This window comes from Buchnera aphidicola str. Ua (Uroleucon ambrosiae), from assembly GCF_000225465.1.
Lineage (GTDB): Bacteria > Pseudomonadota > Gammaproteobacteria > Enterobacterales > Enterobacteriaceae > Buchnera > Buchnera aphidicola_B.
The window spans coordinates 168,040-193,246 of record NC_017259.1; the positions used below are offsets into that span (position 1 = coordinate 168,040).

Here is a 25,207-nt window from a genome sequence, read left to right on the forward strand (position 1 = left end):
TAGTAAATAATAGGAATATACAAACAATGTTACTTTCTTTGTTAATTATCATTCCGTTGTTAAGTAGTATTTTTTCTTTATTTTCTTACAAAATAAAGAAAACAATACCTCGTTGGATTGCTTTATTAGGAACAATTTTAATTTTTTTTATCACAATTATAATATTTCTTGAAGATTATAATAGTTTTTTTATGATTAATAATCATTTCAATTGGAGTCGTCAATTAATTATACCGTGGATTATACGATTTGGTATTGAATTTAATATTGCGATCGATGGATTTTCGATTATTATGCTTTTATTTGCTTCTGTTTTATCTATTATAGCAATTTTATCTTCTTGGAATGAAATAAAAGAAAATGAAGGTTTTTTTTATTGTAATTTTATGTTTGTGATGACTGGAATTATTGGTATTTTTATAGCTTGTGATTTATTTTTATTTTTTTGTTTTTGGGAAATTATGTTACTTCCAATGTATTTTTTAATTGTTTTATGGAGTGATCAAAATAAAAAAAATAAAATTATTATTGCTGCCAATAAGTTTTTTATATACGGACAAACCTCTGGTTTAATATTATTATCATCTATTTTATTAATAGTTTTTAGTTATTATCACAGTACTAATATATTGACGTTTAATTATAATATACTTCTTCATGCAAATATAAATAAAGATGTAGAATATATTGCGATGATAGGTTTTTTTTTAGCATTTATTATAAAAATGCCTATTGTTCCATTACATGGATGGTTACCAAATTTACATTCTAAATCTATTTCTTGTGGATCCGTTGAAATTATTGGTGTTTTATTTAAAACTGCTCCTTATGCATTAATACGATATAATTTAGTTTTATTTCCTAATACCACTAATATATTTGCTCCAATAGCAATGTTTTTAGGTTTATTGAGTATATTTTATGGTGCTTGGATAGCTTTTTCACAAAAAAATATTAAAAAATTTATTGCTTATTCTTCTATTTCTCATATGGGATTAATTTTAATTGCCATTTATAGCAATAATGAAATCGCACTGCAAGGTATTATTATTCAAATTTTATCAAGTAGTTTAACTACGACAGCTTTATGTATTCTATCTGGACAATTATATAAATTTTTTCAAACTCACAATATTAATGTTATGAGAGGTTTGTGGTCTTGTATTTATTGGGTTCCAGGTTTATCTTTATTTTTTGCTTTATCAAATTTAGGAATTCCAGGAACTGGTAATTTTATTGGTGAATTTCTAATTCTATCTGGTGTTTTTCAAATTTTTCCATTTATTGCAATTTTAGCAACAATTGGCATCGTTTTTTCTTCTGTTTATTCTTTAAATTTTATACAAAATATTTTTTATGGTTCATGTGAAGCAAATAATTCTGTTATGTTTATTCCAAAACGAATATTATTTATCACGATCTTATTAGTATGTATATTAATTTTTCTAGGTTTGTATCCACAAGCTATTATAAACATTTCGTATAATTCTATACATACGATTCAAAAAAGAATTTAATCATTTTAATTTTACAGATAAGGTTTTAATTAGCAATGACAATAAATTTACAACAATTAACAGCGCTGCTGCCTTTGTTGATTATGATATTTACTGCAATGACGGTAATATTATCTATTTCTTATAATCGAAATCACTTTTTTGTTGCTCTATTAAGTATATTTGGATTTATCTCTTCATTTTGTTCATTATATTTATTAATCAAAATTTTACCAATAGATATTAATGGTTTATTTTATATAACCCATTATTCTATTTTATATATTAGTATGATTATACTATCCAGTATTAGTACTTGCGTGTTTGGATATGAATGGTTAAAAAGTTATGCTTATAATAAAGAAGAATTTTATTTTTTAATAATTATTTCACATTTAGGAGCGATAGCATTAATTATATCTCATCATATGGCTTCTTTTTTTATTAATATTGAAATATTGTCATTACCAATTTTTGGTTTAATTTCTTATTCGCATTATCAAAAATATTCTTTAGAAGCTGCTTTTAAATATATTATTTTATCTGGTGTGTCATCTAGTTTTTTGCTATTTGGTATCGCATGGATTTATTCCGTTTCTGGAGATTTAAGTTTTACGTCTATTATTCCACTTTTAAATAATATTTCTACTAATGAAGTATTAGTTGTATTATTTGGAATCAGTATGATACTTTTATCACTATTTTTCAAATTATCTATTGTACCATTTCATCTATGGACACCTGATATTTATCAAGGCACTCCTGCAGCTGTATTATCTTTTTTTTCTACTTCTGGTAAAATTGCTGTTTTTAGTGTTTTGTTAAATTTTTTATCACACGTTTCTTATTCAAATAAAACAATATATTTTATATTATCATTAATAATTATTCTTTCTATATTATTTGGAAATTTGATGGCTTTATTTCAAAATAATATTAAACGATTATTTGGTTATTCGTCTATATCTCAATTAGGATATCTTCTTATAATATTTTTAGTATCAAATAAGAATTATTTATTTTCTTTAGAAGCTAGTGCAATATATTTGTATAGTTATCTTTTTAGTAATATAGCATTTTTTGGTATTATGAATTTTATTACACATAAATATAAAACTAATAATGTAGATTTGTTAAATTCATATCAAGGATTGTTTTGGTCTCATCCTCTTTTATCTATTATACTTACTTTAGTATTTTTATCTTTATCTGGTATTCCTATGACATTAGGATTTATTGGTAAATTTTATATATTATCTATTATTATAAAAGAGCATTTATGGATCATAGGTTCAGCATTTTTAATTAGCACTTTATTAGGTCTCTATTGTTATTTAAGAGTTATCTTAAATTTATATTTACAGCCATTACATTTGGTAAAAAATCAAATTAATATATCTAGTGATTGGGTTTATACTCCATCTGGAATGATAATATTTATTTCAGGAATGCTCTTGTTTATTTTAGGTATATATCCAAATGAATTAATTTATTTAGTTCAATTATCTATTTAATTTTAGTTAAATGATATTATATAGTACATATAATATTAAAATACTTATATAATTTTAAAAAATATATTCTACAATGTAATGTTATAAGTTTTAGATCAAGCTAATATTAATGCATGTATTATAACAATATAATTTATAAACAAATTAAAATATCATTGTTTAATTTTAAAAAAAATAAGAGTAATATGATTAATAAAAACTATTCTTTATCTATGTGGCTTAAAAAATTAGAACGATTAAATACAAAAAAAACAGTTAATCTTACTAAATTAAAATGGATTGCACAAAAATTAGATGTTTTGCATTTTAAATCTTTTATTTTTACAGTAGCCGGAACAAATGGTAAAGGCACGACTTGTAAAATGTTAGAACAATTATTGTTGTATTCAGGTTATCAAGTAGGATTATATACATCTCCTCATTTATTTGATTATAAAGAAAGAATACGAGTTAATGGATTGGTATTAAATGCAGAAGATCATATTTCTTCTTTTCAAAATATCGAACTTATAAGACAGTCTATTTCATTAACATATTTTGAATTTATTACGCTCTCAGCTTTAATCTTATTTAAAAGATATCTATTAGATTTTATAATATTAGAAGTCGGTTTAGGAGGAAGATTAGATGCGACTAATATTATTAATTCTGATGTATCTATAATAACTAATATTGGTATAGATCATGTGAATGTATTAGGTAAAGATCGTGAAAGTATTGCACGTGAAAAATCTGGTATATTTAGAGAAAATAAAATTGCTGTAATTGGTGAAACGAACATTCCAAATTCTATGAATAAAATAGCTTTAGAAAAAAAAACAATATTAAAAAAAATTAATATAGATTGGTTTTGGAACAAGAAAGATAATTATTGGAATTTTATTCATCCTAATGTTCAATTATATAACTTACCTATCACTCAAATACCCTTGTCTAATGCTGCTTTGGCTTTATCTTCTATTTATTATTCTGGTATTCAAATTGATCAAAACATTATAAGAAAATATATTGCTACTATTCAATTGCCAGGTAGATTTGAAATAATTTCTGTTTCTCCTTATGTTATTAGAGATGTTGCTCATAATCCTGATGCTGCATTATATTTATTTAATAAATTAGATGAAATGCATATCACAGGTAAAATACATGCAGTAGTAGGAATATTACAAGATAAAGATATTTTAGGTATTATAAATCAATTAAAAAACAAAATTGATTATTGGTGGACATCACCTTTAAAAAATATTCGTACTGCTACTAAAATACAATTAAAACATGCATTTCCTATTCATAATACATCTATATTTAATAGTATACATGAAGCTTATAAAACAGTGTCTATGATAGCAAAAAAAGAAGATCTTATTTTAATTTTTGGTTCTTTTTTTGCTATTTCAGAACTTTTTTCTTAATAACATATATAAATAATAAAATATATAAAAAAATCATTATAAATATTATGTTTGTATTAGATTATATAATCATTTTTACTATTGTGATCTCATTTTTTTTTGGATTATTACGTGGTTTGTATCAAGAAATAATTTCTTTGTTTTTTTTATTTTGGAATTTTTATTTTTTTAGTAAATATAATTACTTTTTTTATTTTTTTAAAAATTCTATTCAAAGTATTTTTTTAACACATAATACTCTAATATTCGTCATGATATTTTTTTTTATTATAAAGCGTATTATAAATTTTTATGTAAAAAAAATTGTTACAAAACTAAATGTAACTTATTATAATATTTTTTTAGGAGGTATATTTGGAATCTTTAGAGGTATAATATTAGTATATTTTATACTGTTTATTTTAAGTTATTTTAGTAAAGTTTATTATAATTATTATATACATCATTCTATATTCATTCATTTTTTTTATTATATGTATAATTTTTTATTATATTAAACTAAGCACATTGTTAGTATCAAAATTATAGTGTGCTTAGAAATAATTGTGTTAAAAATTAATAGATATATTTAATGTTCAAACATAGCAGAAATAGATTCTTCGTTACTAATTCTTCTAATAGCTTCTGCTAGCATTCCTGCTAAAGTTAATGTTCGTACATTTGGAAGTAATTCAATTTTTTTTGATAATGGAATTGTATCACATACTACTACTTCATCAATAACAGAGTTTTTTAAATTTACTGCAGCATCACCAGAAAAAATAGGATGAGTAGCATATGCAAATACCCTTTTAGCACCTCTTTCTTTCAGAGCTTCTGCTGCTTTACATAGAGTACCTCCTGTATCTATCATATCATCTACTAAAATACAATCGCGATTTGCAACATCTCCAATAATATGCATAATTTGAGATACATTAGCATGAGGTCTTCTTTTATCAATAATTGCCATATCAGTATCATAAAGTAATTTGGCAATTGCTCTTGCTCGAACTACTCCACCTATATCGGGAGAAACAACAATAGGATTTTTTAACTCTCTTTGTAACATATCTTCTAATAAAATTAAACTACCAAAAACATTATCTACAGGTACATCAAAAAAACCTTGTATTTGTTCCGCGTGTAAATCTACTGTTAATACACGATCGACTCCAATACTAGATAAAAAATCAGCTACGACTTTTGCTGTTATAGGAACTCTTGCTGATCTTACACGGCGGTCTTGACGAGCATATCCAAAGTATGGTATGACTGCAGTAATTCTACCAGCAGAAGCTCGTCTTAAGGCATCTACCATAACTACGAGTTCCATTATATTATCATTAGTTGGTGAACAAGTAGATTGAATTATAAAAACATCACCACCTCTTACATTTTCATTAATTTGTACACTTATTTCACCATCACTAAATCGACCTACAGACGCATTTCCTAAGTTAATATATAATCGATTAGCAATATATTTTGCTAGTTTCGGAATAGAGTTTCCTGAAAAAAGTTTCATATCTGGCATAAAAAAACCTTTTTGTTTAATTCAAAAATAATATTTTTATTTTAAAAATTTTTAATAAATAAATTGATACTAAGATATTTTTTCAATTATAAATATGTTTTAATTAATTAAAAATTTTGTGTAATGGTGAAATATTAACACTTTTTGTTATAAAACTTTTTGTATTTTTTGGTATTAGTTGAAATATTTTTTGTGCAGATTTTTTGTCATTAAATTCAGAAAATATACACGAACCTGTACCTGTCATTCGAAATGGAGCATATGAAGATAATATTGAAATTAATTGGTTTATTTTAATAAATTTGTTTTTTGCTATTTCTTCAAAAACATTACTAAAAGGTAAAGTCAATAATTCTTGAATAGATTTTTTAGAAGTATATTTGATAAAACAAAGATTGGAAAACATTTTTTTTGTTGAAATAGTAATATTAGGATATATAATTACATACCATTTTTCTTTTTGTTTAATAGGATATAATATATCTCCTATTCCTTCAATAATTGCTGTTTTTCCCATAATAAAACCAGGTATATCTGATCCTATTTCTAGACTAAATGAAGATAGTTCTTGTAAAGTAAATTGTGTATTCCATAATTTATTTAAAACAATTAATGTAGTTGCTGCATTAGATGAACCGCCTCCTAATCCACTTCCTATAGGTATATTTTTTTTTAAAAATATTTGCGCTCCATGTAAAGAATTACATAATCTTTTATGAAGTAATCCTTTTTTTTTTAATAATTTAGCAGCAGTAATAATACTATTTTTTTTATTTAAGAGATGTTTATTTTTAGTAAATAATTGAATATTACCTGTATTATTAGGAATAATTTTTAATTTATCACCATAATTTAAAAATTGAAATAATGTTTGTATATTATGATACCGATTTGGACGTATACCTGTTACATATAAAAATAAATTAATTTTTGCAGGTGATGGCCACCATGTATAGATTGTTTTAATTTTCATTGAGTAATGTAAAAAGATTGTGATATTAGTTGTAATTAAAATTACAATGAAATCATTTAAAATGATATAATTTTGTGATGTAAACATTTTTTTTGATACATATAAAAATTTTTTTAAATAAAAAATATTTTATAAAATATGTAATTATATTTATAATACATAGTTTAATTTTAATTAAAAAATATTTTTAAGCAATACTTTTAATTATAAGGATTTTATGAATAATTCTATTTTAAATAAATTAAAATCTTTACATAATCGTTATCAAGAACTGGAATGTATGCTTACTCAGAAAGATATTATTACAAATAGAGAATATTTTAAAAGTTTGTCTAAAGAATATTTAAAGTTATCTAAGATAATAACAATTTTTATTCAATGGGAAACATTAAATAAAGATATTAAAAATATTGAGTTTTTATTAAATGATCTAGAAATGCACGAGATAGCTAAAGAAGAATTATATTTATTAAATCAAAAACAAAAAAAATTAGAAAAAGAAATTAGTACTTCATTATTGCCTAAAGATCCTAATGATCAACATAGTTGTTTTATTGAAATTAGATCAGCAACTGGTGGCGATGAATCTGCAATTTTTGCTGGTGAGTTATTTAGAATGTATTTTCGATATGCTGAACTTTGTTTATGGAAAGTAGAAGTTATGTATACTAGCGAAAGTGATAAAGGAGGATTTAAAGAAATTATTTTAAAAATTAAAGGAAAAGGTGCATGTGGACGTTTAAAATTTGAATCAGGTGGTCATCGTGTACAAAGAGTACCAGAAACCGAATCACAAGGAAGAATACATACTTCTACTTGTACTGTAGCTGTTATGCCTGTTATTCCTAAAGCTGAAAAAGAAGAAATTAACTCTGCTGATTTAAAAATTGATACTTTTCGATCTTCAGGAGCTGGAGGCCAACATGTAAATACAACTGATTCTGCTATTAGAATTACGCATATTCCTACTGGACAAGTAGTAGAATGTCAAGATGAGCGTTCACAACATAAAAATAAAGCTAAAGCATTATCTATTTTATCTGCACGTATTTATGCAGCAAAATTAGAAAAAACTCATCAAGAAAATTCTTCTATAAGAAAAATATTATTAGGTAGTGGAGATAGATCAGATCGAAATAGAACATATAATTTTCCTCAAAATAGAATTACAGATCATAGAATTAATTTAACAATCTATAAATTAGATGAAGTCCTACAAGGAAAATTAGATTTTCTTATTGATCCAATAAGTCAAGAATATCAAGCAGATATGTTATCTTCTTTATCTCAATCAAAAATATGAATATTCAAAATTGGATTAAATATTGTATTAAAAAATTATGTTATTCTGATAATCCTCAATATGAAGCCAAATTATTACTATCGTACGTGACTAAGTATACTTATAGTTTTATTATGCAAGCAGATAATATTTCATTAACAAAAAAACAATATAAAAGTTTAAATCATATTATTTATCGTAGATCGTTAGGAGAACCTATAGCTTATATAATGAAAGAAAAAGAATTTTGGTCTTTGTCTTTACGTGTGTCATATGATACTCTTATTCCAAGACCGGATACAGAAATTTTAGTAGAACAAGCATTATCTAAAATTCATAATAATTCTGCTCTAATTCTTGATTTAGGTACTGGATGCGGAGCAATTGCTTTAGCTTTAGCAAGTATTTGTCCTAATTGGAAAATTATCGGTGTTGATAAATCAGAAAAAGCTCTTAAAATAGCTCGTATTAATGCATTAAAATTCAAGTTTAAAAATGTTTCTTTTCATTTTAGCGATTGGTTTTCAAATATTAATCAAAAATTTAATATTATTATAAGTAATCCACCATATATTAGTGTTAAAGAAATGCAACTTTTAAAACAAGATATTTTTTTTGAACCTTTGAATGCTTTAATAGCTGATAAAAATGGTTTATCTGAAATTAAAAAAATTATCAAAAGATCAACAAATTATTTATTTTTTGGTGGTTGGTTATTAATTGAGCATGGATGGAAACAAAAATTAGCAGTACAGCATTTATTTGAAAAATATGATTTTTGTGAAATACAGTCTTATCAAGATTATGGAGGGAATGATCGTGTAACTATAGGAAAATATAATAAATAAAATTTTAAATATTTTATAACATAAATAATGTTTTATTAACAAAAATAAAAAAAAATGTTATATTTTAATATTAAATATATTAATTCAATAAAATTTATATTATCTAAATTTTTATTATTTTAAAAAAGTATTACTACTAATAATATGAAATCTTTTTCTAATATTAATTTTTCTAAATTATCACTTTTTGATTCTATTATTGCTGCTTCTCAAGCGATTCGAGAAGATTTTCCTGCTAATTGTGTTTTATCTGAATTAAAAAGTAGAATAAAAGAAGCTAAATCTTATGTATCGTCAGAAAATGAACCAAATAAACAATTAAAAAAATTGTTAGAATTATTTTATATGCATTGGAATTTTGGTGGTGCAAGTGGTATTTATAAACTTTCAGATGTAATATGGATTGACAATGTATTAAAAACACGTCAAGGAACAGCAGTATCTCTTGGAATTATTTTATTACATATTGCTCAAGAATTAAAATTACCATTAAATCCTGTTGTATTTCCTACTCAACTAATTTTAAGAGCAGATTGGATTAATGAGAAAAAATGGCTTATTAATCCCTTTAATGGGGATATTTTAGATACACATACATTAGAAGTTTGGTTAAAAGGCAATATTAGTCCAACAGCAGAATTATATGAAAATGATTTATATAAATCTGAATCGATTGCTGTTATTCGTAAAATGCTAGATATATTAAAATCTGCATTAATGGAAGAAAAAAAAATGGAATTAGCATTAAACGTCACTAACTTATTGTTGCATATTGATCCTAATGATCCATATGAAATTCGTGATCGTGGACTAATATATGCACATTTAGAATGTAATCATGTAGCATTAACAGATTTAATATATTTTGTAGAACATTGTCCTGAAGATCCTGTCAGCGAAATTATTAAAATTCAAATACATTCTATTGAACAAAAAAAAATTATATTACATTAAATATTTTTTATTGTACTACTGGTAAAAAACGTTTATGTAATGTTTTAAAATATATTACTTCTATTTTTTTTTGTTGTTTAATATCTATTTTTTTTCCTTCTAAGTAAGCATCAATGACATTATATGTAATACCTAAAACAGATTCATCATCTTGTTGTGGGTGATTATCTTCTAAATCAGCCATAGGTTTTTTTAAATATAAATGTTTAGGAGAATTTAATTCTCGTAATAATAAACGACCTTGTCGTTTATTCAACTTATAAATAGGATTAATATCGGTTCCACCATCTCCAAATTTTGTAAAAAATCCAGTTAGATGTTCTGCTGCATTGCCTGTTCCAACTACAAGACCTTGATTCATAGCAGCAACGCTATATTGTATTTTCATTCTTTCGCGAGCTTTTTCATTACCTCTAACATAATCTGAAATAATAATGCCTGATTTTCGTAAAGATTTTTCACTTCTTAAAATTGCTGGTTTAATGTTAATATTAAAAATTTGATCTGGTTTTATAAAATTTATAGCATCTTGACAATCTTGTTCATCACATTGAATTCCATACGGCATTCTTAATGCAATAAATTTATAATTCATATTTTTTGTTTCATCTCTTAACTGTTGTATAGTCATTTGGCATAATTTTCCTGTTAATGTAGAATCTTGTCCTCCACTAATACCAACAATTAAAGATTTTAAAGTAATGTTATGCAATAAATATGTTTTTAAAAAATTAACACAATTTTGAATTTCTATTTTTGGGATAATTTTTGGTTTAACTCCCATTAATTTTATAATTTTTTTTTGTAGCATTATAATCTCTTAGTTATAAAAAAAATCTAGTATGTTTCATTTTATCAATAAGAATAATGGATAATAAATTGAAGAATTTAATTTTAGTTTTAAATTGTGGTAGTTCGTCTATAAAATTTGCAATTTTAGATCCTAAAAATAAAAAAAAATATTTATATGGTATTGTAGAATGTTTATTTCTATCTAATACATATGTTAAATGGACTTGTTTAAAAAAACAATATAATAAAAAAATAGGTTCACATATAAACCATAAAGATGCTTTAAATTTTATTATAGATCATATTTTATTAAAACAAAAAAGCATTTGTCAAAAAATAATTGGTATAGGACACAGAGTAGTACATGGAGGTAATCAAATCAAACAATCTATTTTAATTGATGATTATGTGATAGATTGTATTAAAAATGCTACTTGTTTTGCTCCATTGCACAATCCAGCTAATTTAATTGGAATTAAAACTATTATAAAAAAATATTCTATTTTATCAAATTTTAACGTAGCAGTTTTTGATACTTCTTTTTATCAAAACATGCCTGAAACTTCTTTTTTATATGCTATACCATATAAATTTTATAAGAAACATGGAATTAGACGTTATGGTGCTCATGGTATTAGTCATAATTATATAGCTCATGAAATGGGGATTATTTTAAATAAAAAATTCAATTCTTTAAATATTATTACATGTCATTTAGGAAATGGATGTTCAATTTCAGCTATCTGTAATGGAATATGTGTCGATACTTCTATGGGTTTGACTCCTTTAGAAGGATTAGTTATGGGAACTCGTAGTGGAGATATAGATCCTTCAATTATTTTTTTTATGCATAAACAACTTAATATTAGTATCGATAAAATTGAAATGATTTTAAATAAACAATCAGGATTATTAGGTCTTAGTGAAATTAGTAGTGATTTTCGTTATTTTGAAAAAGCATATAATTTAGAAAAAGCTGCAAAAAGATCTGTTCAGGTATTTTGTCATCGTTTATCTAAATATATTTCTGGCTATATGAGTTTAATGGAAAATCGTTTAGATGCAGTAGTATTTACTGGAGGTATTGGAGAAAATGTATCTTTAATTAGAGAATTAACATTTTCTAAACTAGCTTTATTAAATTTTAAAATTGATTTAAAGCTTAATTATTTAACTGTAGGAGGAAAATCAGGATTAATTACTGAATCTAGGTCTCGTCCAGTATTCGTCATTGCAACAAATGAAGAATTAGCAATAGCTCAAGAAACTATTAATATAATCAATAAAAAATAATAGTTATTTTAGTATTATTGTGATTCATATAATAAAATATATAGGAATAATTATGTCACGTATTATAATGTTAATTCCTTTAGATAAACATGTTGGTTTAACCGCAATTAGTTTGAGTATGCTGTATTTTTTTAATAAAAAAAATAACAATAATCCATCTAAGCAATCTATGTTGTATTTTTCTTGTATAAAAAATCAATTAGACTATAGTACATTAATTATTAATAAATATTTTTCAAAAATTATTCATACTTTAAAAAATATAGATTTTTCTAAATTTTTTTTTGAATCTCCAGAATACTTAGCTTTATTTGAACATATTATGGATATTTGTTATAAAAAAAAATTATCATATGAATTAATTTTGATTAAAGGTATCAATAAGCATGAGCATATTCATGCTGAAAAAATTAATTATGATCTTGCACAAAATTTAAATGCAGAAGTAATATTTATAGATAATTTAAAAAATGATTCTGTAGAATATGTTATAAATAAAGAAAAAAAAATAAATTTTTTTTTAGAAAAAAGAAAATATAAAAATATTTTAGGTATTATTTTTAATAAAATTCATAATCCTTTTTTAATAGATAAAAAGTATTCTTTTATAGATAAATTAGCAATTTTAAAAGAACATAAAAATAAAATTAGAGACATAGTTATATCTAAAGAATTTTTTAAAGATCATTTTTTTTCAATTATTGCTTATATTCCTTGGAATAGAAAGATTTTAAATATAAATACAGTAGATATTTTAAATTTTCTCAATATTAATGATGTGTATTTAATTAAAAAGAGCACGAATATTATAGAAGAAATTATGATATTTGATGAAAGTTATGAAAATATGTTAAATAAAACATATGTAAATACTTTAATAATAATTCCTTTTAGTCGTATAGATAATTTTATAGATATAATAAAATTATTAGATTTTAAAAAAAATAAAATTCAGTGTGTGATATTAACTGGAATATCAGTATCAAAAGCAAATATCATTTTTTCTTGTAAATTTTTAATAAAAAAATCTATTTCTATTTTTTTTACAAAAAAAAATACCATGGAAATATTATCTCAATTAGATAATTTTAATTTTAATCTTCATTTAAAAAATGAAATATATATTAAAAAATTACAAAAATTTATTACTAGTTTTTTTTGTATATCTAATAAATTTTTTTTAAATAAAAAAAATAATTATATAAAAAAATATTCACCAAAAGAATTTTGTTATTATATAAAATTATTATCTAAAATAAAAAATAAACGTATTATATTACCTGAATCATATGAAGTACGAATTTTAAAAGCAGTTTCAATATGTGAATCTGAAAAAATTGCACAATGTATTTTATTAGGTGATGCTAAAAAAATTTACCAAATAGCATATGATAATAATATTAATTTAAGTAAAAATATTGAAATAATTAATCCTATTTTAATAAAAAAGAAATATATTTCTCGTCTTATAGATATTCGAAAAGATAAAGGAATGAATGAATCTATTGCTAAGAAACAGATAGAAGATAATATGGTTCTAGCAACTTTAATATTAGAAGATAATAAAGTAGATGGTTTAGTTTCTGGATCAGTAAATACTACATCAGATACTATACGTCCAGCATTACAAATTATTAAAACATATCCTAATAATCATTTAGTTTCATCAATTTTTTTTATGTTACTTTCAAATACAGTATTAGTTTATGGTGATTGTGCTATTAATATCGATCCGAATGCAGAAGAATTAGCAATGATTGCAATTCAATCTGCAGATTCATCAAAAATGTTCGATATAGAACCACGTATTGCTATGTTGTCTTATTCTACTGGTTATTCTGGATTTGGGTATCAAGTTGAAAAAGTTAGACACGCAACTGCTATTATTCAAAAACAAAGACCAGATTTAATTATTGATGGTCCTATTCAGTATGATGCTGCTATTTCAGAAACTATTTCTAAATTAAAATCACCACATTCACCGATTTTAGGATCGGCGAATATATTGATCTTTCCAGACTTAAACTCTGGTAATATAGCTTATAAAGCAGTTCAACGTTCTGCAAATATTGTTTCTATTGGTCCAATGTTGCAAGGATTAAGGAAACCGGTAAATGATTTATCACGAGGAGCTTCGGTAGAAGAAATCATTTATACTATTGCATTAACATCAATTCAAGTTAAATAAAAAATATTTTTATATTTTAATTACAATATTACCATAAGGTATACAACAACATGGAAGAATGTCTTGTGATGTAAATAAAGCAGCCATAGGCTGTTTTATTAAATAACGTATTTTCCCTTGTATTAATTCAATTCTGCATAAACCACAATATCCAGAACAGCATTGATGTGATATATTAATTTCATTTTTTTTTAATATTAATAATAGTGAAATATTTTTTTTATAAATAATTTTTTTTTTAATATTAATTATTGTAATAATGTTATATTGCATACTTTATAATTTAAATGTTTTAAATTCATTATCAGATATTTCTGAATCAATTTGACCAACTAAATAAGAACTAATTTCTGTTTCTTGAGGAGCATTTTGTACATAATCAGAATTTAACCAATTGTTAATCCAAGGAATAGGATTTGATTGTTTTTTAAAAATAGTGTTAAAACCTATTGCTTGCATACGAATATTTGTAATATATTCTATATATTGAAAAAGAATATCTTTATTTAATCCAAGCATAGAACCATTTTGAAATAAATATTCAGCCCATTTTTTTTCTTGTTGTACAGCTGAAATAAATATATTGATAGCTTCTTGTTTGCATTCTGAAACTATATTTTTCATATTATTATCATTTTCTATATTACTTAAAATATTTAATATATGCTGAGTTCCTGTTAAATGCAATGCTTCATCACGAGCTATTAATCTAATAATTTTTGCATTTCCTTCCATAATTTCTCTTTCTGCAAATGCAAATGAACATGCAAAACTTACATAAAATCTAATGGCTTCTAGTACATTAACGCTAATTAAACATAGATATAATTTTTTTTTTAATAAATTTAAATTTATATTAATTTTTTTTTGATTAATTACATGTGAACTTTCTCCAAATAAATGCCAATAACTAGTCATGTTAATTAATTCATCGTAATAAATAGAAATATTTTGTGCTCGATCGTTTATATGTTTATTTGATATGATATCATCAAAAACTAGAGAAGGAGTATTAAAAATATTTCTAATAATATGCGTATAAGAACGTGAGTGAATCGTTTCTGAAAATGACCATGTTTCAATCCATGTTTCTAATTCAGGGATGGATATAATTGGTAAAAAAGCTATATTTGGACTTCTTCCTTGAATTGAATCAAGTAATGTTTGATATTGTAAATTGCTAATAAAAATATGTTTTTCATGATCAGGTAAATTTTGAAAATCTATTCTATCACGAGATAAATCTATTTCTTCAGGTCTCCAAAAAAATGATAATTGTTTTTCAATTAACTGTTCAAAGATATTATATTTTTGTTGATCATATCGCGCAATATTGACAGGTTGTCCAAAAAACATTGGTTCTTTAAGTTGATTATTTTTTTTTTTTGAAAAAATAGTATAAGACATAATATTTGTCCTAAGATTAAATGTAATTTTATATTATACATTTTATATAGTACATGCACCACTGTCACATATATTTTCTAATGTAGAATCGAATATAATATCTTGATGATCCTCAGAACCATCTCGAGTATTTTGATAGTATAGTGTTTTAATGCCTAGTTTATAAGCTAAAAGTAAATCATATAAAAGTTGTTTCATAGGAATTTTATTATTTATAAATTTTTTTGGATCATAATTAGTATTAACTGAAATCGATTGATCAATAAATTTTTGCATGATCCCCGCAAGTTGTAAATATCCTGTATTATTTGGAATATCCCAAAGTAATTCATATTGTGATTTTAGATTTTTATATTCTGGTACTACTTGTCTTAAAATGCCATCTTTAGATACTTTAATACTAATGAAACCTCTTGGTGGTTCAATACCATTTGTTGCATTAGATATTTGTGAAGATGTTTCTGAAGGCATTAAAGCAGATAGTGTCGAATTCCTTAAACCATGTTTTTTAATTTTTAAACGTAATAAATCCCAATCTAAGTGTAGTGGTTCATGACATATTTCATCAATATCTTTTTTATATGTATCAATAGGCAGCTTTCCTAAATAATAATTAGTGTGATGAAATAAAGAACATTTTCCTTTTTCTTTTGCAAGTTCACATGATGCATCTAATAAGTAATATTGTATTGCTTCAAATGTTTTATGTGTTAAATTTTTTGCGCTTCCATCTGAATAACGAACTTTATTTTTTGCTAAATAATAAGCAAAATTGATGACACCAATTCCAAGAGCACGTCTGGATATCGCTGATTTTTTAGCTGCTAAAATTGGATAATTTTGATATTCTAATATCTCGTCGAGTGCACGTACAGATAATATTGTTAGTTCTTTTAATTCCTTAAGATCACGAATTACACCTAAATTTAATGCTGATAATGTGCATAGCGCAATTTCTCCTTGAGTATCATCAATATTGTTTAGTGCTTTAGTTGGCAAAGTGATTTCTAAACATAAATTAGATTGTTTTATTGGAGATAGTAAAGGATTAAATGCGCTATGTGTATTACAATGATCAACATGTTGTATATAAATTCGTCCAGTTGAAGTTCTTTCTTGCATGATTAATGAAAATAATTCTACTGCTTTAATAGTTTTTTTTCTTATTTTGTTATTATTTTCATAATTTACATACAATTCTTTAAATTTTTCTTGATTAGAAAAAAAAACTTCATATAAATCAGGTACATCAGAAGGACTAAATAAGGTAATTATGCCTCTTGATAACATTCTCTGATACATGAATTTATTAATTTGAAGAGCGTAATCAAGATGACGTACTCTGTTTTCTTCTACTCCTCTATTGTTTTTTAAAACTAGTAAACTTTCTACTTCAAAATGCCAAATTGGATAGAAAATTGTTGCAGCTCCACCTCTAACACCACCTTGTGAACATGATTTTACAGCACTTTGAAAATATTTATAAAAAGGTATGCAACCAGTATGAAAAGCTTCGCCATTTCTAATTGGACTACCTAATGCGCGAATTTTCCCGGCATTAATTCCAATTCCTGCACGTTGAGAAACATATTTAACAACAGCACTAGCAGTAGCATTAATAGAATTTAAATTATCAGCACATTCAATTAACACACAAGAACTAAATTGACGAGTTGGTGTTCTCACTCCAGACATAATAGGTGTAGGTAATGAAATTTTAAAAGTTGAAATAGCATTATAAAAACGTTCAATATAATTCATTCGGATATTTTTTGGATATTGAGAAAATATACATGCAGATATTAAAATGTACAGAAATTGTGCACTTTCATATATTTCTCCACTAATGCGATTTTGTATTAAATATTTACCTTCTAATTGTTTTACAGCTGCATATGAAAAATTCATATCTCGCCAATGATCAATAAAAGAGTTCATATGTATAAATTCTGAATAAGAATAGTTATATAATAGTTCTTTATCATATTTTCCTAATTTTACCATTTTTTTAACATGATCATATAATTCTGGTGGTGTAAATTGACCATATGCTTTTTTTCTAAGATGAAAAATTGCTAATCTTGCGGCCATATATTGATAGTCTGGTGTTTCTTGCGAGATTAGATCAGCCGCAGCTTTAATAATTGTTTCATGAATATTAATAGTTGTAATGTTATTATAAAATTGAATTCGAGAACATAATTCAACTTGTGATACAGATACATCATGAAGTCCTGCTGATGCCCAATTTAATACCTTGTGAATTTTATCTAAATTAATTTTTTCTTTTCTTCCATCACGTTTAGTAACAAAAATATTATTTTTCATAATAAATTTAACTTATTTTAAAAAGTACAAAGATGTATTGATTTTTATTTTATTTATTTTAAAAACTATAAATAAATATTATTTATATAGGTTCGATAATTCTTTGTAAAGCAACAACTTGTTCTTTTTTTGATGTTCTTATTAATATGACACCTTGTGTATTACGTCCTAATATTCCAATTTCTGATACTCTAATTCTGACTAATGTACCTGCATTAGTAATCATCATAATTTGATCTTTTTCAAAAACTTGTATTGCTCCTATAATTTTTCCATTTTTTTTTGTAATTTTAATTGATATTACACCTTGTGTTGCGCGTGATTTAATAGGAAAATCAATTATTTTTGTACGTTTTCCATATCCATTTTCTGTTGCTATTAAAATAGATCCTTCATTTTTAGGAACTATTAATGATACAACTTTATCGTTTTTCTTAATTTTAATACCTTTAACTCCAGAAGCAGTTCTACCCATTGTTCTAACACTATTTTCTAAAAATTGTACTACTTTTCCATTTTGTGTAAATAACATAATATGATTGTTACCGTTTGTCAGAGCTACCCCAATTAATTCATCATGCTCATGTAAATTAATAGCTATAATTCCGGAAAATCTAGGTTTTTTAAATTGTTTTAAAGAACTTTTTTTTACTATTCCATATGCAGTAGTCATAAAGATATTAAGATTATCTTGATATTCATTTACTGGTAATATAGCTGTAATTCTTTCATTAGTACTTAATGGTAACAGATTAACTATAGGTTTACCTTTAGCATGTCTACTAGATTCCGGTAATTGATATACTTTCATCCAATATAAAATACCTTTACTAGAAAAACATAATATTGTGTCATGTGTATTTGCTATAACTAAACTTTCTATAAAATCTTTTTCTTTTATTTTTGCAGCTGATTTTCCTTTTCCACCACGTCTTTGAGCATTATAATCAGACAGTGGTTGATATTTTACATATCCTGAATGAGATAACGTAACTACTACATCTTCTTGGGTAATTAAATCTTCGATATTAATATTAGGATGATTATTAGTAATTTTTGTCCGTCTTTTATCACTAAAATTATTTTGTATTGATAATAATTCTGATTTAATGACATTTAACATGCAATTGGGATTGTCAAGTATTTCTTTTAATTCTTGTTGTCTTTTTTTTAAATCATTATATTCTAAAAGAATTTTTTTTTGTTCTAAATTTGTTAATTTATGTAAACGTAAATCTAATATAGCTTGTGCTTGTATTTTACTAAAAAAATATTTTTTATTATCAGATTGAGGTAATATTATATTTTTTGATTGTGTAAAATTATATTTTTTTATATCTTCAGACATCCATTGTTTTTGAATTATTGCATTTTTAGCATCAGTTGAGTTACCTGAAAGTTTGATAAGCTCAATAATTAAATTAATATTTATAAATGCAGTGTTAAATCCTTCTAGAATATGAATACGATTTGATATCTTATTTAATTCAAAAATACTACGTCTGATAATTATTTCTTGTCTATGAGATAAAAAATTTTTTAATATTTCTTTTAAAGATAAAACTTTTGGCTGTCCGTGACATAAAGCTACCATATTAATACCAAAAGATATTTGCAATGGAGTTAAAGCGTATAATTGATTTAAAATTATTTCAGATATTGTTTCTCGTTTAACTTCTACAACAATTCTCATACCATCTTTGTCAGACTCATCACGTAAAGCAGTAATACCATCAATTCTTTTATCTTTTACTAATTCTGCTATTTTTTCAATTAAACGTGATTTATTCACTTGATACGGTATTTCATCAAATATAATAGATTCTTTTTTGTTTTTTTTGTTTTTTTCAATTTTATTACGTGCTCGAATATAAATTTTACCTTTTCCTGTACGATAAGCCTCTTCAATACCTGATGTTCCGTTAATAATACCTGCTGTTGGAAAATCTGGTCCTGGAATATGCTTAATAAGCTCTGGAAGAGTAATATTTTGATTATCAATATAAGCTAAACATCCATTAATTACTTCATGTAAATTATGCGGAGGAATATTTGTAGCCATTCCAACAGCTATTCCTGACGAACCATTTATTAAAAGATTAGGTATTTTTGCTGGTAGTATTTCAGGAATTTTTTCAGTTCCATCATAATTAGATAAAAATTCAACAGTATTTTTTTCCAAATCATTTAATAATTCATGAGCGATTTTAGACATGCGAACTTCCGTATATCTCATAGCTGCTGCAGAATCACCATCTATAGAACCAAAATTACCTTGACCATCAATAAGCATATAACGTAATGAAAAATTTTGAGCCATACGAACTATTGCATCATATACGGCAGAATCACCATGTGGGTGATATTTTCCTATGACATCACCTACGACTCGAGCAGATTTTTTATATGCTTTATTCCAATCATTATTTAAAACATACATTGCAAAAAGTATTCTACGATGTACAGGTTTTAAACCATCTCTGACATCAGGTAATGCACGACCAATTATCACAGACATAGAATAATCTAGATAAGATCTTTTTAATTCTTCTTCAATATTAACGTGTATAATATCTTTTGCAGCATCTTTCATAGAACTTTTATCTCTGTATAATAAAAAAATAATTCAATTAAAAGTATAACATAATTCAACAGTTAGATGCATATAAAGAAAACTATTCTTTTTTTAAATTATTTTATAATATATATTTTTATAATAAATATATCTTTTGTGTTGTTTATTTTAAATGAAAGTATTAATATAAAATTGTTAAAAAGTAATATGATATAATATAATATATTAATGTAACTTAATAAATAATGAGATATAAATTATGAAAGACGAAGAAAAAAATTTAATAGAAAATTTATTTTATCGTTTAAAACAAACTGAATTAAATTCTTCTGAAAGAGATATATCAGCAGATAATTTAATTCAAAATTTAGTTTCTAAACAACCTGCTTCTTCTTATTATATGACTCAAACAATATTGATTCAAGAAACAGCTATTAAGAAAATGAGCAACAAAATTGAGGAATTAGAAAAAAAAATTCATAAATTCAATGTAGAAGAATCTAATAAAAAACCTAGTTTCTTATCTAGTTTTTTTAAAACAAATCCTAATTTTAAACCGCAATCCACATCTAATGATAATAATATTTGGAGAAATAAAGAAAATATTTCACAATCTAATTATGCTAATTCATCTATTCCTAATTCACCTATGTCTCAATCTTTACCTGTTGTTAATCATTACCCTACTGGGAATAATAGAAGTAATGGTTTTTTAAGCAGTGCTTTACAGACAGCTACAGGTGTAGCAGGTGGTATGATTTTAGGAAATATGTTAATGAATGTATTCAATCATAGTAAACCAGAAGAAGAAATATTTGATACTGTTCATTCATCTTATACATCAATATCAGATAATCATATAGAAGAAAATTTTTTTGATAAAAATGAAAATAATGATTTAATAAATTATAAACATAATGATATAAATTCTAATAAATATGAATCAAATTCAGAAGATTTTGATAATAACGCTACAGATGATTTTGATGCTAATGATGATAATTTTATTTAAAAATTGATTTTATTATTTTAATAGTTTTATTAGTAATTTTTAATACTAAAAAAAAATAAAGCCAGCATAAAATTTTTTTTGCTGACTTTAATTTTTTTTTTTAAGAATACTGACTTAGATATTCAGAAATTCCTTCAGAAGAAGCTTTGATACCTTTGTCTCCTTTTTTCCAATTAGCAGGACATACTTCTCCAAATTTATTATGAAAATCTAGCGCATCTACCATACGTATCATATCATGTATATTTCTACCAAATGGTAAATCATTAATAATTTGATGACGTATAATCCAATTACAATCTATTAAAAATGAAGCTCTTAGTGCTACACCTAATGTTGGATGTTCAACTCCATAAGATTTTTGAATGTCATGTTTGATATCAGAAATCATAGGAAAATTAATTTTTCCAATACCACCATATTTTGGTAGTGTTTTCTGCCATGCTTGATGAACAAATACACTATCAATAGATACACCTACAATTTTGACATCTCTTTTTTGAAATTCTGAATATAATTGATTAAATTCTATAATTTCTGAAGGACAGACAAAAGTAAAATCCATCGGCCAGAAGAATAGTATAACAGATTGACCATTAGCATATTTTTTTAGATCAAATGTCTCAATAATTTCACCATTTTTTAAAACTGCTGGTGCTATAAAGTTTGGTGCAGTTTGTGTTACTAAAATCATAATATATATTTTCCTTGATCTTTATTAAATTAAATAAACATTTTTTTAAATATATAATTTTAAAAATTTATTTTTTTAGTTATTATTACTTAAAACGGAAATTAAACAAAATGACATCTAATTTATCTTGGAAAGACCTTTTATTTCAAGAAAAAAAAAAAGTATTTTCTTAATATCATGCAATTTCTTAAACAATCACGTTTGCATAATACTATTTATCCTCATCAAAGAGATATATTTAATGCTTTTTTTTTAACATGTTTTAATAATATAAAAGTTGTTATTCTTGGACAAGATCCGTATTTTTCTCACAATCAAGCTCATGGGTTATCTTTTTCTGTTCCAGAACATCAAAATATACCACCTTCTTTAAAAAATATATATAAAGAGTTAAATAGTGATTTTAAAAAAAATTTTGTTTTTAAACATGGTTGTCTTATAAGTTGGGCAAAACAAGGTGTTTTTTTATTAAATACTATTTTAACAGTTGAATCAGGAAAACCAAAATCACATAGTTCTATAGGATGGAATATTTTTACTGATAAAGTTATTTCTATGATTAATTTACATAAAAATTCTATTATTTTTTTATTATGGGGAAATGATGCACAAAAAAAATCTATTTTAATTAACCACAATAATCATTATATATTAAAAGCATCGCATCCCTCTCCTTTATCAGCATATCGAGGATTTTTCGGATGTAAACATTTTTCTTTAACAAATAAAATTTTATTAAAAAACGGTCAAAAACCAATTAATTGGTTTGAAATTTAAAAAAAATAAAATACTTTTGAATTTAAATATTATTTTATTTAGTGATATATAAAAAATATAATTCTAATAAAGAATTATTTTTTAGAAATAGTTACAATAGCTTTACGTAATAATATTTTATTAAAAGTTAATCCATTTTTTTGAACAGAAATAATATGACCAGGTGGTGTATTTGAAGATGATTGAATTAAAATCGAATTATGTAGTTTAGGATTAAAGATGTCATTTTTTTTGCCTTCAATTTTTACACCTAATTTATATAGTATATTTAGCAAAGATTGTAATGTTAAAGCGATACCTTCTATTAAAGGTTGATCTTTTTTTTCTAATTCATTAGATAATATTACGATATCTTCTAAAGAATCGATGATAGGAATGATCGTTTTTAAAAATGTTTCTAATTCAGTTTGTTTAATGTTCTTTATTTGTTGTTGTGTATTTTTTTTTATATTTTCTATATTTGCTAATTTACGTAGTGTAATATCATTAATTTTATTTTGATTGTTTGATAATTGCAATTTTAAATCTTCTATTTTTTTATTTTGACATGTAATTGTGTTTTTTATATTTGTTTTTTTATTATCTAAAACTTGTTCATCTTGATGATTTTTCATAAAATTACCATTTTTAATATTTAATTATTAAGTATTATAAGGTTTATAATTAATCTTTCAAGGTTATTTATTATAATATAAAATATATTATATTTTATTGGAATTTTTATGTAATGAAGCAATATTTTAGTTCTATTGGAATTATTGGACGTCCACGTTTCACAAACGCATTAATGACGCATAAAAAATTATATAAATGGTTGATCAAAAATGGTTACGAAGTGATTGTAGAATGTTCTATCGCTCAAGAATTAAAATTAGATAATCCTAAAACTGCTACATTATCTGAAATTGGACAATTATGTGATTTAGCAATTGTTATAGGAGGAGATGGTAATTTATTATGTGCAGCACGTATTTTATCATTTTATAACATTAAAATTATTGGAATTAATAGAGGTAACTTAGGTTTTTTAACTGATTTAAATCCAGAAACTAGTCTAAAAAAATTATCAGAAGTATTGTCTGGAAAATATTTTTTAGAGAATCGTTTTATGTTAGACGTAAAAATTTGTCAAAAAAATATAGTGTCTAAATCTAGTATAGCAATTAATGAAGTAGTATTACATACTAAGCATTTAGCTCATATGATAGAATTTGAAGTATATATTGATAATAAATTTTCTTTTGCTCAGAGAGCTGATGGATTAATCATTTCAACTCCAACAGGTTCAACTGGTTATTCACTTTCAGCTGGTGGACCAATTATTGCAGGTTCTTTAGAAGCTATTGTATTAATTCCTATGTTTCCACATACTTTGTCTGCTCGTCCTTTAGTCATTGAGAGTAATAGTGTTATTTGTTTAAGATTTTCTGATATTGAAAAAAACTTAAAAATTAGCTGTGATAGTCAAAATATTTTAACAGTTAAAAAAAATGAAAGTGTTGTTATTCGTAGAAGTCATTATTATTTAAATCTCATTCATCCTAAAAGCTATAATTATTTTAAAACATTAAATTCTAAATTAAATTGGTCTAAAAAATTTTTTTAAATATTTAAAAAAAATAGCATAAATATTAGTATTTAAGATAATTTAAGATAAATATAAATTTTTGGAGCTGGCGGGATTTGAACCCGCGTCCAAAATTTCTACTAATAAAGTACTACATGCTTAGTTTTTCTGTATTAATTTCATTATCTAATTTGGAAAAACGCATTTTAGATATATAGCTTGTAATATTATTTCGTGTCATTTCCAAGCTGAATGTCCACGTTTTCTCTTTTTAATGACTTTCTTGTTTTCTTATTCCTAAAGAGGGAGGTTAAGAAGGAAAGGCTTTAAAACAGTTTTTTAAGCTGCTAAAGCGTAGTTTTTATTGTTATTATTTGCAGCTATTTTTTTACGGTTTTTTTCGAGGCAAACCGTCCCTCGGCATGCACTTTACTTTGCTGATAATTTTGTCAAATCCAAAAACAGCCCCTTTAATTGCATTCAGTATTGCAAAAAAAAATATTTTTGTCTATTAATTATTATATTTTTTTTAAAAAAATTTTATATAATATTTTTATAAAAATATATATTATATAATCT

General features: G+C 24.1%; 20 protein-coding genes, 1 other RNA gene and 1 pseudogene. 12 read left to right on the top strand and 10 right to left on the bottom strand.

Annotation, left to right across the window (positions count from 1 at the left end; all coding sequences use genetic code 11):
* Window positions 1–26 precede the first annotated feature (26 nt).
* From BUAMB_RS00770 to BUAMB_RS03005, 4 genes are all read left to right on the top strand, one after another.
* Window positions 27–1,517 (top strand): NADH-quinone oxidoreductase subunit M, encoded by a 1,491-nt coding sequence (locus BUAMB_RS00770; RefSeq protein WP_014499881.1) that lies wholly within the window; start codon window positions 27–29, stop codon window positions 1,515–1,517.
* Window positions 1,518–1,552: 35 nt separating this feature from the next.
* Window positions 1,553–3,010, top strand: coding sequence for an NADH-quinone oxidoreductase subunit N (locus tag BUAMB_RS00775; RefSeq protein ID WP_014499882.1), 1,458 nt, complete (start codon window positions 1,553–1,555; stop codon window positions 3,008–3,010).
* A 185-nt stretch (window positions 3,011–3,195) separates the two neighbouring features.
* Window positions 3,196–4,422 (top strand): bifunctional tetrahydrofolate synthase/dihydrofolate synthase, encoded by a 1,227-nt coding sequence (gene folC / locus BUAMB_RS00780; RefSeq protein ID WP_014499883.1) that lies wholly within the window; start codon window positions 3,196–3,198, stop codon window positions 4,420–4,422.
* 47 nt (window positions 4,423–4,469) lie between these two features.
* A complete protein-coding gene (locus BUAMB_RS03005) occupies window positions 4,470–4,919 on the top strand; it encodes a CvpA family protein (protein WP_014499884.1) in 450 nt (149 codons plus the stop codon).
* Between the two features lie 71 nt (window positions 4,920–4,990).
* Here BUAMB_RS03005 and BUAMB_RS00795 read toward each other — a convergent pair whose 3' ends face one another.
* Window positions 4,991–5,938 carry a ribose-phosphate pyrophosphokinase gene (locus BUAMB_RS00795; RefSeq protein WP_014499885.1) on the bottom strand — a complete coding sequence of 316 codons (948 nt, stop codon included), beginning with the start codon at window positions 5,936–5,938 and terminating at the stop codon, window positions 4,991–4,993.
* Between the two features lie 103 nt (window positions 5,939–6,041).
* Window positions 6,042–6,998, bottom strand: a complete 957-nt coding sequence (gene ispE / locus BUAMB_RS00800) for a 4-(cytidine 5'-diphospho)-2-C-methyl-D-erythritol kinase (RefSeq protein WP_162467667.1) — start codon at window positions 6,996–6,998, stop codon at window positions 6,042–6,044.
* A gap of 130 nt (window positions 6,999–7,128) precedes the next feature.
* Between ispE and prfA the strand changes: the two genes are divergently transcribed.
* The 3 genes from prfA (at window position 7,129) to sirB1 (ending at window position 9,995) form a co-directional block, all read left to right on the top strand.
* Window positions 7,129–8,214, top strand: a complete 1,086-nt coding sequence (gene prfA / locus BUAMB_RS00805) for a peptide chain release factor 1 (protein ID WP_014499887.1) — start codon at window positions 7,129–7,131, stop codon at window positions 8,212–8,214.
* Window positions 8,211–9,041, top strand: coding sequence for a peptide chain release factor N(5)-glutamine methyltransferase (gene prmC / locus BUAMB_RS00810; protein WP_014499888.1), 831 nt, complete (start codon window positions 8,211–8,213; stop codon window positions 9,039–9,041). Before prfA ends, prmC begins: the two co-directional genes overlap by 4 nt.
* A 144-nt stretch (window positions 9,042–9,185) precedes the next feature.
* On the top strand, window positions 9,186–9,995 hold the full coding sequence (sirB1, locus tag BUAMB_RS00815; protein WP_014499889.1) for an invasion regulator SirB1: 810 nt from the start codon (window positions 9,186–9,188) through the stop codon (window positions 9,993–9,995).
* 7 nt (window positions 9,996–10,002) lie between these two features.
* On the opposite strand, the gene nadE is transcribed toward sirB1, so the two are convergent.
* Complete coding sequence (nadE, locus tag BUAMB_RS00820; protein WP_044035044.1) at window positions 10,003–10,809, bottom strand: ammonia-dependent NAD(+) synthetase; 807 nt, start codon at window positions 10,807–10,809, stop codon at window positions 10,003–10,005.
* Between the two features lie 53 nt (window positions 10,810–10,862).
* Here nadE and BUAMB_RS00825 point away from each other — a divergent pair, with 53 nt between their 5' ends.
* Together BUAMB_RS00825 and pta are read left to right on the top strand one after the other, a co-directional pair.
* On the top strand, window positions 10,863–12,080 hold the full coding sequence (locus tag BUAMB_RS00825) for an acetate kinase (protein ID WP_014499891.1): 1,218 nt from the start codon (window positions 10,863–10,865) through the stop codon (window positions 12,078–12,080).
* 52 nt (window positions 12,081–12,132) lie between these two features.
* Entirely contained in the window at window positions 12,133–14,268 is a 2,136-nt protein-coding gene (gene pta / locus BUAMB_RS00830) for a phosphate acetyltransferase (protein ID WP_014499892.1), read from the top strand.
* Between the two features lie 9 nt (window positions 14,269–14,277).
* Here pta and BUAMB_RS00835 read toward each other — a convergent pair whose 3' ends face one another.
* The 4 genes from BUAMB_RS00835 to gyrA form a co-directional block, all read right to left on the bottom strand.
* A complete protein-coding gene (locus BUAMB_RS00835; RefSeq protein WP_014499893.1) occupies window positions 14,278–14,541 on the bottom strand; it encodes a 2Fe-2S iron-sulfur cluster-binding protein in 264 nt (87 codons plus the stop codon).
* Between the two features lie 3 nt (window positions 14,542–14,544).
* Entirely contained in the window at window positions 14,545–15,675 is a 1,131-nt protein-coding gene (gene nrdB, locus BUAMB_RS00840) for a class Ia ribonucleoside-diphosphate reductase subunit beta (protein WP_014499894.1), read from the bottom strand.
* Window positions 15,676–15,717: 42 nt separating this feature from the next.
* Window positions 15,718–18,003, bottom strand: coding sequence for a class 1a ribonucleoside-diphosphate reductase subunit alpha (gene nrdA, locus BUAMB_RS00845; RefSeq protein ID WP_014499895.1), 2,286 nt, complete (start codon window positions 18,001–18,003; stop codon window positions 15,718–15,720).
* A gap of 82 nt (window positions 18,004–18,085) precedes the next feature.
* Entirely contained in the window at window positions 18,086–20,596 is a 2,511-nt protein-coding gene (gene gyrA / locus BUAMB_RS00850) for a DNA topoisomerase (ATP-hydrolyzing) subunit A (protein ID WP_014499896.1), read from the bottom strand.
* A gap of 241 nt (window positions 20,597–20,837) precedes the next feature.
* Between gyrA and BUAMB_RS00855 the strand changes: the two genes are divergently transcribed.
* Window positions 20,838–21,590 (top strand): DUF2076 domain-containing protein, encoded by a 753-nt coding sequence (locus BUAMB_RS00855; protein WP_014499897.1) that lies wholly within the window; start codon window positions 20,838–20,840, stop codon window positions 21,588–21,590.
* A 100-nt stretch (window positions 21,591–21,690) separates the two neighbouring features.
* Here the strand turns inward: BUAMB_RS00855 and BUAMB_RS00860 are convergent, their stop codons facing one another.
* On the bottom strand, window positions 21,691–22,284 hold the full coding sequence (locus tag BUAMB_RS00860) for a peroxiredoxin (protein WP_014499898.1): 594 nt from the start codon (window positions 22,282–22,284) through the stop codon (window positions 21,691–21,693).
* A gap of 110 nt (window positions 22,285–22,394) precedes the next feature.
* Between BUAMB_RS00860 and ung the strand changes: the two are divergent.
* Window positions 22,395–23,061, top strand: a pseudogene (ung, locus tag BUAMB_RS00865) (uracil-DNA glycosylase).
* A gap of 74 nt (window positions 23,062–23,135) precedes the next feature.
* On the opposite strand, the gene BUAMB_RS00870 reads toward ung, so the two are convergent.
* Complete coding sequence (locus tag BUAMB_RS00870) at window positions 23,136–23,675, bottom strand: nucleotide exchange factor GrpE (RefSeq protein WP_014499900.1); 540 nt, start codon at window positions 23,673–23,675, stop codon at window positions 23,136–23,138.
* Between the two features lie 113 nt (window positions 23,676–23,788).
* Between BUAMB_RS00870 and nadK the strand changes: the two genes are divergently transcribed.
* On the top strand, window positions 23,789–24,667 hold the full coding sequence (nadK, locus tag BUAMB_RS00875) for an NAD(+) kinase (RefSeq protein ID WP_014499901.1): 879 nt from the start codon (window positions 23,789–23,791) through the stop codon (window positions 24,665–24,667).
* Window positions 24,668–24,726: 59 nt separating this feature from the next.
* Here the strand turns inward: nadK and ssrA are convergent.
* Window positions 24,727–25,097, bottom strand: a transfer-messenger RNA (tmRNA) gene (gene ssrA, locus BUAMB_RS02975).
* Window positions 25,098–25,207: the final 110 nt, after the last annotated feature.